The following is a 14,545-nucleotide window of genomic DNA, read 5'->3' as shown; positions in this document are numbered from 1 at the left end:
GACTTGCATGTCGCTATCCACCGCATTGAGCATCGCCCAATCGGCGCTTATGAACACCGCACGGCAGACGAGCGTTGTCTCGCGCAACGTCTCCGACGCCGACAACCCGAACTATACGCGCCGTATCTCCGTCGTCGTCAGCACGGCGCCAGGAGCGCGTACGGTTGATATCCAGCGCCAGACCAATGACCTGCTCTTCCGTCAGAACCTCAGCGCCCTGTCCGCCTATAGCGGCCAGAGCGCACTCTACAACGGCATGGATCAGCTCGACGTCGCGGTCAACGGCGTCGACAATGCGTCCTCGCCCTCGACCGCGATCGGCAATCTGCAGCAGGCGCTGCAGCTTTACGCCACATCGCCATCCAACCAGAACCTTGGCTCCAGCGTCATCGACGCGGCCAAGCAGGTCGTGCGCTCCCTGAACCAGGGCTCAAAGGCCATCCAGGATTTCCGCACCCAGACCGACGGCCAGATCGGCACGGCCGTGAATGACCTCAACTCGCTGCTCAACCAGTTCCAGGATGCCAACACGGCGGTCATGTCAGGGACCCGCTCCGGCACCGATGTTTCCGATGCGCTCGACCAGCGCGACGCGCTGCTGAAGAAGATCGCGGACTATGTCCCCGTCTCGACCTTCACGCGCGGCGACAATGACATGGTCATCACTACGGGCGACGGCACAACGCTGTTCGAAACCATACCGCGCACCGTCAGCTTCGCGCCGTCATCGAGCTCTACAGCTGGCGTCGCCGGCAATGCCGTCTATATCGACAATGTGCCGCTCTCGGCGGGAACCGGCGGCAACACCAGCGCCAGCGGCAAGCTTGCCGGCCTGCTGCAATTGCGCGACGACGTTGCCTCGAAAATGCAGAGCCAGCTCGACGAGACCGCGCGCGGCCTGATCACGGCCTTTGCCGAGACCGCGCCTTCTATGCCCAATGCCGCCGGCCTGTTCACCTGGTCGGGCGCGCCGGCCGTGCCGGCCGCCGGCACGCTGGTCAACGGCCTTGCCGCTTCGATCAGCATCAACACCGCGATGGATCCGAGCACCGGCGGCAATCCTACATTGCTGCGCGACGGTGGCGCCAACGGCGCCGCCTATGTCGCCAACACCGGCGGCGCCTCCTATTCCAACCTTCTGGTTGCCTATGGCGACCGGCTTGACAAGCCGATGACCTTCGACAGCGCCGCCGGGATCTCGGCAACGTCCAGCGTTTCCGACTACGCCGCCAATTCGATCGGCTGGTTCCAGGGCGTACGCCAGCAGGCTTCGACCGCCGCCGACGCCAAGGAGGCACTGGCGTCACGCAGCGCCGACGCGCTGTCCAACGCAACCGGCGTCAATATCGACCAGGAGATGTCGCTGATGCTCGATCTCGAACACAGCTACCAGGCATCGGCCCGGATGATGAAAACCGTCGACGACATGATGACGGCTCTGATGAATGCGGTGGGATAAGCCATGACTTCAGTCTCCTCAGCGGCCCTTTCGAACGCCATGCGCTATCAGCAGATGCGCATGCAGTCCGACCTGGTCAAAGCCACCAAGGAATCCTCGACCGGCCAGGTCGCCGATGTCGGTCTGGCGCTGGGCGGACGCACTGCTCAGTCCGTCACCTTCCAGCGCGATCTCGACCGGCTCAACGTCATCATCGATTCCAACGGACTGGTCGCCGCCCGGCTTTCGTCGACGCAGACCTCGCTCGGCCAGCTCTCCAGCGTGGCGCAGACCTTCCTGTCCAGCTTGACATCAGCGACATCGGGTGACTCCTCGCAGAGCCTCACCCAATCCGCCGGCAAGACGACCATCCAGCAGCTTGCCTCGATCCTCAACACCAGCGTCAACGGCGAATATCTGTTCGCCGGCACCAACACCGACGTCAAGCCGATCAACGATTTCACGGCGGCCGGCTCACCCGCCAAGGCCGCCTTCGACGCTTCCTTCGTGGCCAAGTTCGGCTTCACGCCCGATGATCCGGCCGCGGCCAACATCACCGCCGCGCAGATGGATGACTTCATCACCAACAGCGTCGAGCCGCAGTTCCTCGGTTCCGGCTGGCAGACCAACATGTCGAATGCGACCGACCAGCAGATCGTCAGCCGCATTGCGCTCAACGAAACCACCGCGACCTCGACCAGTGCCAACAGCGACGGCATCAGGAAGCTGGCCATGGCGGCAGCCATGGTCACCAGCATGATGTCCGGCAAGATGAGCCAGGCAGCGAAGGACACGATCGTGACCCGTTCGCAGACGCTGGTTGGCGAAGCACTGAGCGGTATCGCCCAGGTTCAGTCGGAAACCGGCATCGTCCAGAAGCGAGTCTCCGACGCCAGCGATCGGATGAAGACGCAGGTCGACCTGTTCGAGCGGCACATCGTCGATCTTGTGGGCGTCGATCCCGCCGCCGCCGCCACCAAGGTCGCGAATCTGACGCAGCATATCGAAAACTCTTTCGCACTGACGGCACGCCTCCAGCAGCTCAGCCTGCTGAAGTACCTGACCTGACAACTTCCAGCGGACCGGTAGAGCTCACCGATGTACCAATTCTCGTATGACGACATCCAGGCCGACTCCGTCGCCGACGCAAGGGACCGGGAGCGGCAGCTTCTGACGCGCTCGATCGACATGCTGTCGGCGGCCGCGGCCATCGGCCACGGCTCGCAGGAGGCAGTCGAGGCGCTGCATTTCACCAATCGCGTCTGGTCGACTTTCCTCGAGGATCTGGGATCGAGCGACAACGCCCTGCCCAAGGAGATCCGTGCCAACCTTATCTCCATTGGCCTGTGGCTGCTGCGTGAGACCGAGGATATCCGCCAGGGCCGGACCAACAATTTCGAAGGCCTGATCGAAGTGTCCCAGATCATCAGGGATGGCATTCAATGAGCAACACGTTCAAGATTTCGCTGAAGCCGAGCGAGAAGATCTACATCAACGGCGCCGTCATCCGTGTCGACCGCAAGGTCACCGTCGAACTGATGAACGACGTGCAGTTCCTGCTCGAGAACCATGTGATCCAGGCCGACGAGGCCTCGACACCGCTCAAGCAGCTCTATTTCATCCTGCAGGTCATGCTGATGAGCCCGCCGGACGCCATCGAGGCACGCGACATGTTCCGCCACTCGCTGCCGCTGCTTCTGGCGAGCTTCGAGGACGAGCGCATCCGCAGCGAGCTGAAGCAGATCGACCGCATGGTCAGCGAAGGCCATATCTACGAGGCGCTGAAGGCGATCCGTTCGCTCTATCCGCTAGAACGGATCGCGCTGGGCGGCAATGATGATGTTCCGGGCGCCCCGCGTCCGCTGGCCGTGGGAGCACGCTACTGATGACCGTGGACATGACGACGACGATACCGGTTGGCGCCAACCAGACCAGCCAGCAGACTTCAAAGACCGCTGTCGACTACCAGTCCTTCCTGAAGCTTCTGATCGCCGAGATGAAGAACCAGGATCCGACGAAGCCGATGGATTCGACCCAGTATGTCGCCCAGCTCGCGACCTTCTCGCAGGTCGAGCAATCGGTGCAGACCAACACCAAGCTCGACCAGATCATGCAATCGTCGGCGCTGTCGCAGGCCGACGCCCTCATTGGCCGCAACATCACCTCGGCCGACGGCAAGACCACCGGCACGGTGGCCTCGGTGCGCCTCGCCAGCAGCGGCCTGATTGCCGTGCTGCAGAACGGCACCGAAGTTCCGGTCGGCCCTGGTGTTTCAGTCAAGGCGGCAAGCTGACCCTTCCGGCAAAGACGATCCCATGAACGAGGCCGACGCACTCGACATCGTCCAGTATGCGGTGTGGACGGTGCTGACCGCTTCCGCCCCTGTCGTGCTGGTTGCCATGGCGGTCGGCATCGGCATCGCCCTGATCCAGGCCTTGACCCAGATCCAGGAAATTACGCTGACATTCGTGCCCAAGATCGTCGCCATCATGCTGGTGGTGGCGCTGACCGGCCCATTCATCGGCGGCCAGATTTCGGCATTCACCAACGTCATCTTCGAGCGCATCCAGCACGGCTTCTAAAGCAATTCCAGGAAAAGTACGAAACGGTTTTCCGTACGGAATTGCGTCAAGACAAAGAGATAGAGCGGTTTGGCGTTTCCTTGAAACAATGAGCAGCTCCAGCGCCCCCGCAAACCGAGGGTGCCTGGTCGGCATGGAATTCTCCCTGCGCGTCCCCCGTGGCGAGCCGCAAAGCCGGCTCACCAAACCGTTTATGCGGCAAGCGGGGATACGGACTGACGCCCGTTGCCTCAATCCACGTTGGACCATGACCTTTTTCCAGGAGGCGTTCGTCCTTTTTTGCGCGATGCCCTAATTTCAACACCTGGCGTGGGGAAACGAGTCGCCGCCACGGCACGGCACGCGAAAGCGGGGAAATATCCATGATCGATGAAAAGCCGGAAAGCGAAAGCGCCTCAGCGCTTGCGCCGTTCCGGCACGGCATTTTCCGCGCCGTGTGGTCCGCCAGCCTTGTCTCGAATTTCGGGGGCCTGATCCAGGGCGTCGGCGCCGCCTGGATGATGACCACCATCGCCACCTCGCCCTATCAGGTCGCCCTGGTCCAGGCCTCGACGACCTTGCCGATCATGCTGTTCGCGCTTGTCGCAGGCGCCATCGCCGACAGCTTCGACCGGCGCAAGGTGATGCTGGTCGCCCAGACCTTCATGCTGGTCGTTTCGGTGCTTCTGACGGTGTTCACCTATTATGGCCTGATCACACCGTGGACGCTGCTTGCCTTCACTTTCCTGATCGACAGCGGCACGGCGCTCAACAGCCCGTCATGGCAGGCTTCCGTCGGCGACATGGTTCCCCGCAACAAGGTGCCCGCGGCCGTGGCGCTGAACTCCATGGGCTTCAACCTGACACGCAGCGTTGGCCCGGCGATCGGTGGTATCATCGTCGCGGCCGCCGGTGCCGCAGCCGCCTTCGCGGCGAACGCAGTGAGCTATATCGGCCTCATCGTCGTGATGGCGCGCTGGAAGCCTGATGTGCCGGTATCGACCTTGCCGCGCGAATCGCTCGGTGCGGCCATGGGCGCCGGCCTGCGCTACGTCGCCATGTCGCCCAATATCGGCAAGGTGCTGGTCAGGGGAGCGGCCTTCGGCTTCAGCGCCGGCGCCGTGCTGGCGCTCTTGCCGCTGGTGGCGCGCGACGTGGTCAAGGGCGACGCCTTGACCTACGGCATCATGCTTGGCGCCTTCGGCATCGGCGCCGTTGGCGGCGCGCTGATCAGCGTGCGGCTGCGGCAGCTGTTGTCCAGCGAGACGATGGTGCGCTGTGCCTTCGCCGGCTTCGCTGTTTGTGCCTTCAATGCCGCCGTCAGCCATCACGCCTGGCAGACCTCGCTCGGTCTGCTGGTCGGCGGTGCCTGCTGGGTGATCGCGCTGTCCCATTTCAACGTCACCGTGCAGATGGCAACGCCGCGCTGGGTGGTCGGCCGGGTGCTCTCGGTCTACCAGACCGCGACCTTTGGCGGCATCGCGCTGGGCAGCTGGGTCTGGGGCGTTGTCGCCGATACGCACGGCGCCGAAACCGCGCTGATCGCGGCGAGCGTAACGATGCTGGCGGGCGGCGCGATTGGCCTGCTCTTGCCGCTGCCGCAGCAGCCGGTGCTCAACCTCGACCCGCTCAACCGTTTCAAGGAACCGCATCTCGCGCTCGACCTCAAGCCGCGCAGCGGCCCGATCGCTATCATGATCGAATATGTGATCCGCGAGGAGGACGTGCCCGAATTCCTCGCCACCATGGCCGAGCGCGGACGCATTCGCCGCCGTGACGGCGCCCGCAACTGGACGCTGGCGCGCGACCTTGAAAACCCGTCCATATGGATCGAGCACTACCACACGCCGACATGGCTCGAATATATCCGCCACAACGGCCGGGCCACCCATGCCGACGCCGTCATCGGCGAGCGCATACGCGCGTTGCACAGCGGCAGCGAGCCCCCGCATGTGCGCCGCATGATCGAACGCCCGACGACAGCGGGCACGGCGCTGGTGATGGCGAAGGGGCCGATCGAACATTGATCCGGGCGCTGGCGACCCGCCAGTGCGCGAAGCCTTGGTGTTGACGAGGGCTGCCTACCCTTCGCCCGCCAGATCCCGGCGCGCCTTTTCGAGTTCCTCGGCGTAGCGCCGCATCAGATAGCCTTCGGTCAAAAGCCCAAGCACGATGCGCTCGGAGAAATCCTCGACGACGGCAAGTTCCTCGGCGCCGGCGCGCTGGAAGGTCTCTGCCGCGGTCTGGACGTTCATGCTCGGCACCAGCACGGCGTCGTGGAACTGGGCGAGCGAGCGCACCGGCGTGTCGTCGGCGGCCGGGTCGCTGTGCAACTCGGCGACGATCAGCACGCCGACATACTGATCCCCCGGATCTACGGCGATGACGCGCTTGGCCGAGCCGAGCGGCACCTCCTTGCGGAAGGCCGCCAGCGTCGTCGAGGCATCGATGGTCTTGATGTCCTCGCGCATCATCGAGCCGACCGTCAGGCTGCGCATCCAGCCGACATCATGCGCGCTGCGGATCGTCTCGCCGCGCAGGTGGAAGCGCCATGTCGAGAACGAATAGCCGAAGGTTTCACGCACCAGGATCGCCGAGATGATCGAAGCCGCCAGCACCACGCCGGTGAGTGTCAGGTCGCGTGTCGATTCCAGCGCCAGGAACGTCATCGTCAGCGGGCCGCCGACGACACCGACCGCCAGCGAGGTCATGCCGACGACGGCGGCAACCGCCGGGTCGATGCCCGTCGCGGGCGAGACCAGGGCCATCACGCCGGCAAACGCCTTGCCAAGCAAGGCGCCGAGGAACAGCGAGGCGAAGAACAATCCGCCGCGAAAGCCAGAGCCCAGCGATATCGCCGAAGCCGCCAGTTTCAGCACGAAGACGCTGGCGACCACGGCGAGCGGGTAATTCATCGAGAATTCGCGATGCAGCGCACCGTGGCCGCTGGACAGGACCTGCGGCGTGACCAACCCCAGCAGGCCAACGAATATGCCGCCGATGAAGGGGCGTAGCGATGCATCGATCGACAGCCGCACGAAGCCGCGTTCGATCGTGGTCACCAGATGCATGATGGCGATGGAGGCAGCACCGCCCAGCAGCCCGAGCAGCAGGAACGGCAGGTACTGGCTGACAGTCAACTGTGGCAGGCCGGACAGCTCCAGCGGAAACGGCACACCGCCAAAGACCTCGGCGGTCAACGAGGCGCAGATCGCGGCGGTCATCACCGGCGCGACAATGGCGACCGAGTAGATGCCGATCACCAGTTCGAACCCGTAGAAGGCGCCGGTCAGCGGCGCGTCGAAGGCTGCGGCGATGGCGCCGGCGGCACCACAGCCGACCAGCGTGCGCACATCATTGCGGCGCAGCTTGAAGATGCGCGCCAGCCGCGACGCGAGGCCGGAGCCGACCTGCGTGTAGCCGGCTTCCAGCCCGACCGAAGCACCGAAGCCGCTCGAAATCATCGTCTGCGCCGCGATTATGAAAGTGTCGGTGAGCGACATGCGCCCGCCATAGAGCGCGTTGGCCTCGATCGGGTCGACGGGCGTGCGGAACTTGCGTTTTCTGAGCCAGACAAGCGACAGGCCGAGCAGGATGCCTCCGATGGCCGGTACGGCCGCCTGGATCGGATCGGCAAGGGAAAACATCGCCGAAAGCCTGCCGCCCGGCTGGACGCCATAGAGCAGCCCGTGCAGGTCCTGCACCATCTGGCTCATCGCGGTGACCAGTATGCCCGCCATCACCCCGACCACGCCGGCCAGCATGACCACGGCAATGCCGCGCGCCTCCAGCAGCGGGAGCGACCTGACAAGCACCGCGCGAAGCCGGCGGGCATAGACTTGTGGTTCGTTTCTGGAAAGCACCGGTGGCTCGCCCATGAAAAGCCGGTAAAAGGCCCTGTCGTGCCTGATACGCCCGACGCCATCACATGGCAACCGAAATGCCCACCACCAATGGAGCGCCATTTTGGCGCGGGATTTGGCCACCCCTGCCGCAAGCGCTTCGTTCAGCTCGGCAGGCGATAGTCCGCGTGCCAGCCGAGTTCTCCGACGGCTTTTTGCGTCGAGACATAGGTGTTGGCTTCCGCGACGTTGACGGCGCCGGATAGCGCGCTGTCGACGGCAAGCAAAGCCGCATAAGCCGCCGCATCCACGTGCAGCGGCGCCGAGCCGGCGGGCGCATCCCTGCCCGTTCCCTGCCCGTAAAGCTGACCGTAGCGCAGAATCACTCCTGCGAGCGGCGGCGACTGGAGAACCCATTTCTCGAGCGCGATCACGCCGGTCATGCTGATGCCGCGATCGCCCTGCGCCCCGCCATCCAGCGGATCGGCCTCAGTGTGCGGTTCGGGACCGGGCGCATAGGCCCAGGCTATGCTCTGCGCGACCATCCGGCGGGCGCCGGCCGCGATCGCCGCCCTGACCAGATTGCGCGTTCCTTCATCGCGAATACGGGCATTGCGCACGATCGCCTCGCCCATCCGGCTGGGATCGAGGCCCGCCGGCAGGTCGGTCAGCTGATGGATCACGATATCAGGCCTTGCCGATGCAGCCGCCCGAGACAAGGCATCCGCATCGAAGACGTCGACAACCAGCGGTTCGGCGCCAAGCGCGCTGATCTGTTGGGCCTTGGCCGCAAGCCGCGTGGTTCCCGTCACCTGATGGCCCGCCTTCAGCAATTGCGGGATCAGCCGCTGTCCCACGGCGCCCGAGGCGCCGGCAAGAAAGATTCTGTAGCCCATCGTCATCGATCCGGTTTGGTTATAATATCAGTGTTCGAACAACATATAAGAGCCCTGATATCATGCGCAAGACAAATCCGCCGTCGATTCCGGCCCCGGGAGAGGGCAAGCGAGGTAAAGACGGCTATATGGGATACCTGCTTCGCCAGGCGGCGGGCGCGCATCGGCTCAGGCTGGAACGGGCACTGGCCGATCTCGGCGTGACCCAGCCGCAATTCGCCGTGCTGACCATGCTGGCGGCGTATCCCGGCCTCTCCAATGCCGATGTCGCCCGGCTTGCGCTGCTTACCCCACAGACGGTGAGCGTCATTGTCGCCAATCTCGAGCGCGCCGGTTCGCTGGTCCGCAAACCGCATGCCATCCACGGCCGCATCCAGCATCTCGATCTCAGCGACAGCGGAACGACGCTGCTGAAAACCTGCCGCGAGCGCGTTCATGCCCTTGAAAAGGAGCTTGCGCGCGATCTCTCCGGCGAAGAGGAGCGTACCGTCAGGCGTTGGCTGGTCGCCGTGGCCACAGCAAGCACGACGAGCTGATCGTTGACAGCAGTCCGAACTCAGATCGGCTGGGCTTCGCCGGCCTCGTAAACAACGAGATTGCGCCCGCCGATCCCGAGCGCTGCCCAGCTTTCGCGCCAGAGCGCGATGTGCGCCGAGCAGAAATGCTCGTCCAGCGCGGTCCTGTCGCGCCAGACCTCGGTAACGTGGATGAGGCCGGCGTCGAGCACATCCTGCGCGTAGGAATATTCGATGCAGCCGGGCTCGGCTCGACTGGCCGCAATCATCAAGGCCATGGCCGGCCTCGCCTCCCCGAGCTTTTCCGGCGGCAAGCGCACCGTACCGACGATCACCAGCATGAACATTTCCCTCTGTCAGGCGCAGCCAGACCGCGCCGCCCCGACATTGCCGCGATCTCCCACCCTCGCGCAAGCTTGGCTGGTTAGGGTCGTCAGGCTGTCGCGCGCTCGGCGGCTTTTGTGATTTGGGGACGACATGGCGATCAGCGAAAGCATTCAGCCCGGCGCGGTGGCAAAGAACGGCCGCGACGTCTTCTTCGCGCTCGGCATCATCATCATCCTGGCCGTGCTGTTCCTGCCCATCCCGGCCTTCCTCATCGATATCGGCCTGGCCTTCTCGATCGCCCTGTCCGTGCTGATCCTGATGGTGGCGCTATGGATCCAGCGCCCGCTCGATTTCTCGTCGTTCCCGACCGTGCTGCTCATCGCCACCATGCTGCGCCTGTCGCTCAACATCGCGACGACGCGCATGATCCTGTCGCACGGCAATGAGGGCACGCATGCCGCCGGCTATGTCATCGCCGGCTTCTCCAAGCTGGTGATGGCCAGCGATTTCGTCATCGGCCTCATCGTCTTCATGATCCTGATCGTGGTGAACTTCATCGTCATCACCAAGGGCGCCACCCGTATCGCCGAGGTCGGCGCGCGCTTCACCCTCGACGCCATCCCCGGCAAGCAGATGTCGATCGACGCCGACCTTTCCGCCGGCATGATCGACGAGAAGACGGCGCAGCTGCGCCGTCGCGAACTGGAAGAGGAATCCTCCTTCTTCGGCTCGATGGACGGCGCCTCGAAATTCGTGCGTGGCGACGCCATCGCCGGCCTCATCATCACCGCCATCAACATCGTCGGCGGCATCGCCATCGGCTATATCCGCCACAGCATGAGCATGGGCGAAGCCGCCGATGTCTTCATCAAGCTGTCGGTCGGCGACGGCCTCGTCACCCAGATCCCGGCGCTCATCGTCTCGCTCGCCGCCGGCCTGCTCGTCTCCAAGGGCGGCACCCGTGGCTCGACCAACCAGGCGGTGTTCGGCCAGCTCGGCGCCCACCCGCGCGCGCTCTACGTGGCGGCATCGCTCCTCGTCTTGCTCGGCCTGATGCCTGGCCTGCCGCTGTTCCCGTTCTTCGCGCTCGCCGGCGGCATGGCTGCCCTGGGCTATGTCATCCCGCTGCGCCACAACCGAGAGCTCGCCGCAGCCGCCGCCATCAAGGACCAGGAGAAGGCGACCAAGGTCGAGGAAGAAAAGAACTCGGTCAAGGCCTCGCTCGCCACCGCCGAGATCGAACTCCTGATCGGCAAGCAGCTGTCCACGCGGCTTCTGGTGTCGCATCAGGAGCTGGTCTTCCGCATGGGAAAGATGCGCAAGAAGTTCGCCACCCAATACGGCTTCGTCGTGCCGGAGGTGCGCGTCACCGACGACTTCGGCATCCCGCCAAAGAGCTACCAGATCAAGGTCCACGGCACCGTTGTCGCCGAATACCAGATGCGCGTCGGCGAGATCATGGTTCTGCTCGGCACCCGCGACATTCCCGAAATTCCGGGCGAGGAAATCCGCGAGCCGGCCTTCGGCATGCGCGCCTATTCGGTGCTCGAAACCTTCGCCGAGGATCTGAAGCGCGAGAACTTCACCTTCGCCGACAACATGTCGGTGCTGCTCACCCATCTGTCCGAAGTCATCCGCAACAACCTGCCGCAGCTCCTGTCCTACAAGGACATGAAGGCGCTGCTCGAACGCCAGGACCCGGAATACCGCAAGCTCGCCGACGAGATCTGCACCAGCCACATCTCCTACCCCGGCCTGCAGGCGGTGCTGAAGCTGCTGCTCGCCGAGCGCGTCTCGATCCGCAATCTCCACCTGATCATCGAGGCGATCGCCGAGATCGCGCCGCATGTGCGCCGCACCGAACAGATCGTCGAGCATGTGCGCATCCGCATGGCCCAGCAGATCTGCGGCGACCTCTCCGAAGGAGGCGTGCTCAAGGTGCTGCGCCTTGGCAACCGCTGGGATCTCGCCTTCCACCAGAGCCTCAAGCGCGACGCCAAGGGCGAGGTTCGCGAGTTCGATATCGACCCGCGCCAGCTCGAGGAGTTCGGCCAGGACGCCACCAAGGCGATCAAGAAGCATCTGGAGGCCGGCGAGCGTTTCGTGCTGGTCACCGCGCCCGACGCCCGCCCCTATGTGCGCATGATCATCGAGCGCCTGTTCACCACGCTGCCGGTGCTCAGCCATGTCGAAATCGCCAAGGGCGTCGAGATCAGGGTGCTCGGGACCATATCGTGACCGCACTCTCGCAAGGCGTCGTCATCGCGGCGTTCCTCGCCTTCTGCCGCATCGGCGCCTGCTTCATGCTGATGCCCGGCCTGTCCAGCGCCCGCGTTCCGGTCCAGGTCAGGCTGTTCGTCGCGGTCGCCGCCACCGGCGGCCTGCTCACCTTCCTGTGGGACCGGATCTTTCCGTTCGTCGATCCCCGCCCCCAGATCCTTGTGCCGATGATCATCTCCGAACTTCTGGTCGGCGGCCTGATCGGCGCCATGACCAGGCTCTACATGGAAGCGCTGCGCTTCATGGGCTCGGCCATCGCCATGCTGATCGGCTATGGCGGCTCCGGCGGGCCGGCCATCGAGGAGCCCGAGCCGCAGGCGGCGCTTGCCGCCATCATCTCGTTCTCGGCCCTGATGCTGCTCTTCGTCTTCGATTTCGACCACGAGATCATCAAGGCGCTTATCGCTTCCTACACCGTCGCGCCGGTCAACATCTTCTTCAACCCGCAGGCGGCCCTGGTCGACGTCACCGACACCATTTCGGATGCATTCTTCCTGGTCATCCGCCTTGGCAGCCCGTTTGTCGCCTATGCCATTCTCGTCAACCTGACGATCGGCTTCGTCAACAAGCTGACGCCGCAGATACCGATCTATTTCATCTCGCTGCCCTTCGTCATCGCCGGCGGCATGATCATCTTCTATTTCGCTGTCGGCACCCTGCTGTCGCTGTTCGCAAATGGCTTCGTCGACCTCTCGTTGGCGAGGTAGGCAGTCATGGATTCACGGATATGAGCACACGCAAGGACCGCCTGAAGAAACTGGTCAAGGTACAGGAACAGCTGAAGGCGCTGCACGAGACCCGCCACGCAACCTACCTTGCAGCGGCCGCCACGGCCGATGCCGAGGCACGCGAACTGGTCGCGCATTTCGATTCCGACGGCGCCCTCTCCGGCCTGTTTCCCGATCTCTATCATCGTCGCATCGCCAATGCCGTGGTGCGCAAGGACACCAATCTGGAAAGCGCCCGGCAGGAGGTGGCCCTGATCGCCACGGCGACCGCGCGTACCAACATGGTCGAGCGTGCCTACAAGGAGGTGCGCCGCCGCGACGAGCGCGAGAGCTCCGACCGCGAGCGCCTCGACCTGATCGCCCAAAAGCGCAGCGAAGAGTAGCGGCGTGGATCGTGCCTATTCCACCTGAAGATTCCGGCGGATGAAGGCCCCCACCATGTCGAGCGCCTCGTTCGCCGCCTGAAGCTGCGACAGGTTCGAGGGAAAGACATGTGTCATGCCCACCCATATATGCAGGGCGGCCTTGCCACCGGCGTTGGTCGCCGCCTCGACCACACGGCGCGAATCGTCGAGCAGGATTTCGTCCTCGCCGACATGCACGAGAAGCGGCGGCAGGCCGCCGAGATTCTGATAGAGCGGTGAGGCGCACGCATCGGTCGGTTCGCCGCCCTTGAGATAGAGGTCCGCGGCCTTCCTCAATTCCGCGCGTTTCACCAGCGGGTCGGCGTCGGCGCGCGTGACCATCGAACCGCCGGTCAGCGCAAGATCGGTCCACGGCGACATCAGGGCGGCGCAACGCGGCATGACACCCTTGCCCTGCGTGGCCTTCGCCGTCACCAGGGCCAGCAGCGACAGCGCAAGCCCGCCGCCGGCCGAGTCGCCAGCAAGCGCGATCGTTTCGTATCCAGTCTCGACAAGGCCGGCAAAAGCGCTTTGCGCGTCCTCGACCGCTGCAGGAAATACATGTTCGGGCGCCAGCCGATAGTCGGGCAGGAATGCCGGCACGCTGGCACGCTTCACTATCTGGCTGACGAAATGGCGATGCGCAATGGCCGAGCCCAGCACATAGGCCCCGCCGTGAAAATAGAGGATCGCGGCACCTTTTTCGCTGGCCGCGGGCCGGCACCACCAGCCCGCCACCGTCCCCACGGTTGCCGCCTCGAAGCTGACGCCGTCAGCGGCCGGCGTCTGCTCCATCAGTTCGTTGAAGGCCTGTCGCGATTGCGGCGCGAATTCCAGCGTGGGCAGCCCAGCCAGCATCTCGCGCATCGCCTGCATTGCCGCGTGGTCGCCGGGGCTTTCCGGATGTGTTTCGACGCTCATGACAGCCTCACTCGGTTCGGGTTACAGCCCTAGGGCTTGAGCAGCTCGGTGCGGAACTCCGGTGCGAGCGCAGCCGCTTTCGCGATGAACGCGCCGAACTCGTCCTTCGTCAGCTCCGGCGCTGCGGCGCTGCGGCTTTCGACGGGCGTGCCGACCTTGGCGAAGAACACCTCCTGGCCGGCCGGAGCGCACATGCACAGCATGCGCACATCGGCACCCGAGACATTCTTGAAGGAATGCGGCGCGTTCGCGGGGATGTTCACCGTCATGCCGGCCTTCGCCACCAGCTTCTTGCCACGGAAGGTGAACTCGATCTCGCCTTCAAGCAGATGGAACATCTCCTCGAAATCATGCCGGTGCGGGCCGGGGCCGCCGTCATCGGGAACCTTCATGTCGATCAGGCAGAAGCGTCCGCCGGTCTGCTCGCCGGAAAGCAGGACCGTGTAGGTGTCACCCACCACCGCTAAGTGCGACAGGGACGGATCATCGGGATCGACCACCGACAGCTGGCGACCGGGATCGTCCGCGGGGATCTTGAATTCAGGCATTGTAATCTCCTTGGTGAGGTAACTGATGCGGGGGGCGATTGGCTCACCGCGACACTAGCAAGCAGCTGACACCTAGCTAATGGCG

16 protein-coding genes are annotated in these 14,545 nt (G+C 64.3%); 11 read left to right on the top strand and 5 right to left on the bottom strand.

Features of this window, described 5'->3' with window-relative positions; genetic code table 11:
• Window positions 1-7 precede the first annotated feature (7 nt).
• The 7 genes from flgK to ABVQ20_RS26180 all read left to right on the top strand — a co-directional run bounded on the left by flgK (window position 8) and on the right by ABVQ20_RS26180 (window position 6,026).
• Window positions 8-1,459 (top strand): flagellar hook-associated protein FlgK, encoded by a 1,452-nt coding sequence (gene flgK / locus ABVQ20_RS26210; protein ID WP_354462560.1) that lies wholly within the window; start codon window positions 8-10, stop codon window positions 1,457-1,459.
• A gap of 3 nt (window positions 1,460-1,462) precedes the next feature.
• Entirely contained in the window at window positions 1,463-2,506 is a 1,044-nt protein-coding gene (locus ABVQ20_RS26205) for a flagellar hook-associated family protein (RefSeq protein WP_354462559.1), read from the top strand.
• A gap of 30 nt (window positions 2,507-2,536) precedes the next feature.
• On the top strand, window positions 2,537-2,884 hold the full coding sequence (gene flaF, locus ABVQ20_RS26200) for a flagellar biosynthesis regulator FlaF (RefSeq protein WP_354462558.1): 348 nt from the start codon (window positions 2,537-2,539) through the stop codon (window positions 2,882-2,884).
• Entirely contained in the window at window positions 2,881-3,324 is a 444-nt protein-coding gene (gene flbT, locus ABVQ20_RS26195) for a flagellar biosynthesis repressor FlbT (RefSeq protein ID WP_354462557.1), read from the top strand. Before flaF ends, flbT begins: the two co-directional genes overlap by 4 nt.
• Window positions 3,324-3,731 carry a flagellar hook assembly protein FlgD gene (flgD, locus tag ABVQ20_RS26190; RefSeq protein WP_227345460.1) on the top strand — a complete coding sequence of 136 codons (408 nt, stop codon included), beginning with the start codon at window positions 3,324-3,326 and terminating at the stop codon, window positions 3,729-3,731. The genes flbT and flgD overlap by 1 nt, the downstream gene beginning before the upstream one ends.
• A gap of 22 nt (window positions 3,732-3,753) precedes the next feature.
• On the top strand, window positions 3,754-4,020 hold the full coding sequence (gene fliQ, locus ABVQ20_RS26185; protein ID WP_227345459.1) for a flagellar biosynthesis protein FliQ: 267 nt from the start codon (window positions 3,754-3,756) through the stop codon (window positions 4,018-4,020).
• A 362-nt stretch (window positions 4,021-4,382) separates the two neighbouring features.
• Window positions 4,383-6,026 (top strand): MFS transporter, encoded by a 1,644-nt coding sequence (locus ABVQ20_RS26180; protein ID WP_354462556.1) that lies wholly within the window; start codon window positions 4,383-4,385, stop codon window positions 6,024-6,026.
• A gap of 54 nt (window positions 6,027-6,080) precedes the next feature.
• Here ABVQ20_RS26180 and ABVQ20_RS26175 read toward each other — a convergent pair whose 3' ends face one another.
• Together ABVQ20_RS26175 and ABVQ20_RS26170 are read right to left on the bottom strand one after the other, a co-directional pair.
• Window positions 6,081-7,862: a chloride channel protein gene (locus ABVQ20_RS26175; RefSeq protein WP_354462555.1), complete on the bottom strand. Its 1,782-nt coding sequence runs from the start codon at window positions 7,860-7,862 to the stop codon at window positions 6,081-6,083.
• Window positions 7,863-8,005: 143 nt separating this feature from the next.
• On the bottom strand, window positions 8,006-8,737 hold the full coding sequence (locus ABVQ20_RS26170; RefSeq protein WP_354462554.1) for an NAD-dependent epimerase/dehydratase family protein: 732 nt from the start codon (window positions 8,735-8,737) through the stop codon (window positions 8,006-8,008).
• A gap of 62 nt (window positions 8,738-8,799) precedes the next feature.
• On the opposite strand from ABVQ20_RS26170, the gene ABVQ20_RS26165 reads away from it, so the two are divergent.
• Window positions 8,800-9,273 carry a MarR family winged helix-turn-helix transcriptional regulator gene (locus ABVQ20_RS26165; protein ID WP_354462553.1) on the top strand — a complete coding sequence of 158 codons (474 nt, stop codon included), beginning with the start codon at window positions 8,800-8,802 and terminating at the stop codon, window positions 9,271-9,273.
• 20 nt (window positions 9,274-9,293) lie between these two features.
• On the opposite strand, the gene ABVQ20_RS26160 is transcribed toward ABVQ20_RS26165, so the two are convergent.
• Entirely contained in the window at window positions 9,294-9,593 is a 300-nt protein-coding gene (locus ABVQ20_RS26160; RefSeq protein WP_354462552.1) for a putative quinol monooxygenase, read from the bottom strand.
• Between the two features lie 136 nt (window positions 9,594-9,729).
• Here ABVQ20_RS26160 and flhA point away from each other — a divergent pair, with 136 nt between their 5' ends.
• The 3 genes from flhA to ABVQ20_RS26145 are packed head-to-tail and all read left to right on the top strand — an operon-like array spanning window position 9,730 to window position 12,970.
• Window positions 9,730-11,817, top strand: coding sequence for a flagellar biosynthesis protein FlhA (gene flhA, locus ABVQ20_RS26155; protein WP_354462551.1), 2,088 nt, complete (start codon window positions 9,730-9,732; stop codon window positions 11,815-11,817).
• The gene (gene fliR, locus ABVQ20_RS26150) at window positions 11,814-12,566 is read left to right on the top strand and encodes a flagellar biosynthetic protein FliR (protein ID WP_354462550.1); all 753 of its coding nucleotides are present in this window, start codon (window positions 11,814-11,816) and stop codon (window positions 12,564-12,566) included. The genes flhA and fliR overlap by 4 nt, the downstream gene beginning before the upstream one ends.
• Before the next feature lie 20 nt (window positions 12,567-12,586).
• Window positions 12,587-12,970, top strand: coding sequence for a hypothetical protein (locus ABVQ20_RS26145; RefSeq protein ID WP_354462549.1), 384 nt, complete (start codon window positions 12,587-12,589; stop codon window positions 12,968-12,970).
• Window positions 12,971-12,985: 15 nt separating this feature from the next.
• Here ABVQ20_RS26145 and ABVQ20_RS26140 read toward each other — a convergent pair whose 3' ends face one another.
• Window positions 12,986-13,912 (bottom strand): alpha/beta hydrolase fold domain-containing protein, encoded by a 927-nt coding sequence (locus tag ABVQ20_RS26140; RefSeq protein WP_354462548.1) that lies wholly within the window; start codon window positions 13,910-13,912, stop codon window positions 12,986-12,988.
• A gap of 29 nt (window positions 13,913-13,941) precedes the next feature.
• On the bottom strand, window positions 13,942-14,460 hold the full coding sequence (locus ABVQ20_RS26135) for a cupin domain-containing protein (protein WP_354462547.1): 519 nt from the start codon (window positions 14,458-14,460) through the stop codon (window positions 13,942-13,944).
• Window positions 14,461-14,545 lie beyond the last annotated feature (85 nt).

The organism is Mesorhizobium shangrilense (assembly GCF_040537815.1).
In the GTDB taxonomy this organism is placed as follows: Bacteria; Pseudomonadota; Alphaproteobacteria; order Rhizobiales; family Rhizobiaceae; genus Mesorhizobium; species Mesorhizobium shangrilense.
Note: the sequence above shows the minus strand (reverse complement) of the source record. Positions and strands in the feature narration are given on the sequence as shown.

Bases quoted from the DNA above. Each gene is read 5' to 3' on its own strand.
- flgK (WP_354462560.1), top strand. From the start codon at position 8: ATGTCGCTATCCACCGCATTGAGCATCGCCCAATCGGCGCTTATGAAC.
- ABVQ20_RS26205 (WP_354462559.1), top strand. From the start codon at position 1,463: ATGACTTCAGTCTCCTCAGCGGCCCTTTCGAACGCCATGCGCTATCAG.
- flaF (WP_354462558.1), top strand. From the start codon at position 2,537: ATGTACCAATTCTCGTATGACGACATCCAGGCCGACTCCGTCGCCGAC.
- flbT (WP_354462557.1), top strand. From the start codon at position 2,881: ATGAGCAACACGTTCAAGATTTCGCTGAAGCCGAGCGAGAAGATCTAC.
- flgD (WP_227345460.1), top strand. From the start codon at position 3,324: ATGACCGTGGACATGACGACGACGATACCGGTTGGCGCCAACCAGACC.
- fliQ (WP_227345459.1), top strand. From the start codon at position 3,754: ATGAACGAGGCCGACGCACTCGACATCGTCCAGTATGCGGTGTGGACG.
- ABVQ20_RS26180 (WP_354462556.1), top strand. From the start codon at position 4,383: ATGATCGATGAAAAGCCGGAAAGCGAAAGCGCCTCAGCGCTTGCGCCG.
- ABVQ20_RS26170 (WP_354462554.1), bottom strand. From the start codon at position 8,737: ATGGGCTACAGAATCTTTCTTGCCGGCGCCTCGGGCGCCGTGGGACAG.
- ABVQ20_RS26165 (WP_354462553.1), top strand. From the start codon at position 8,800: ATGCGCAAGACAAATCCGCCGTCGATTCCGGCCCCGGGAGAGGGCAAG.
- ABVQ20_RS26160 (WP_354462552.1), bottom strand. From the start codon at position 9,593: ATGCTGGTGATCGTCGGTACGGTGCGCTTGCCGCCGGAAAAGCTCGGG.
- flhA (WP_354462551.1), top strand. From the start codon at position 9,730: ATGGCGATCAGCGAAAGCATTCAGCCCGGCGCGGTGGCAAAGAACGGC.
- ABVQ20_RS26145 (WP_354462549.1), top strand. From the start codon at position 12,587: ATGAGCACACGCAAGGACCGCCTGAAGAAACTGGTCAAGGTACAGGAA.
- ABVQ20_RS26140 (WP_354462548.1), bottom strand. From the start codon at position 13,912: ATGAGCGTCGAAACACATCCGGAAAGCCCCGGCGACCACGCGGCAATG.
- ABVQ20_RS26135 (WP_354462547.1), bottom strand. From the start codon at position 14,460: ATGCCTGAATTCAAGATCCCCGCGGACGATCCCGGTCGCCAGCTGTCG.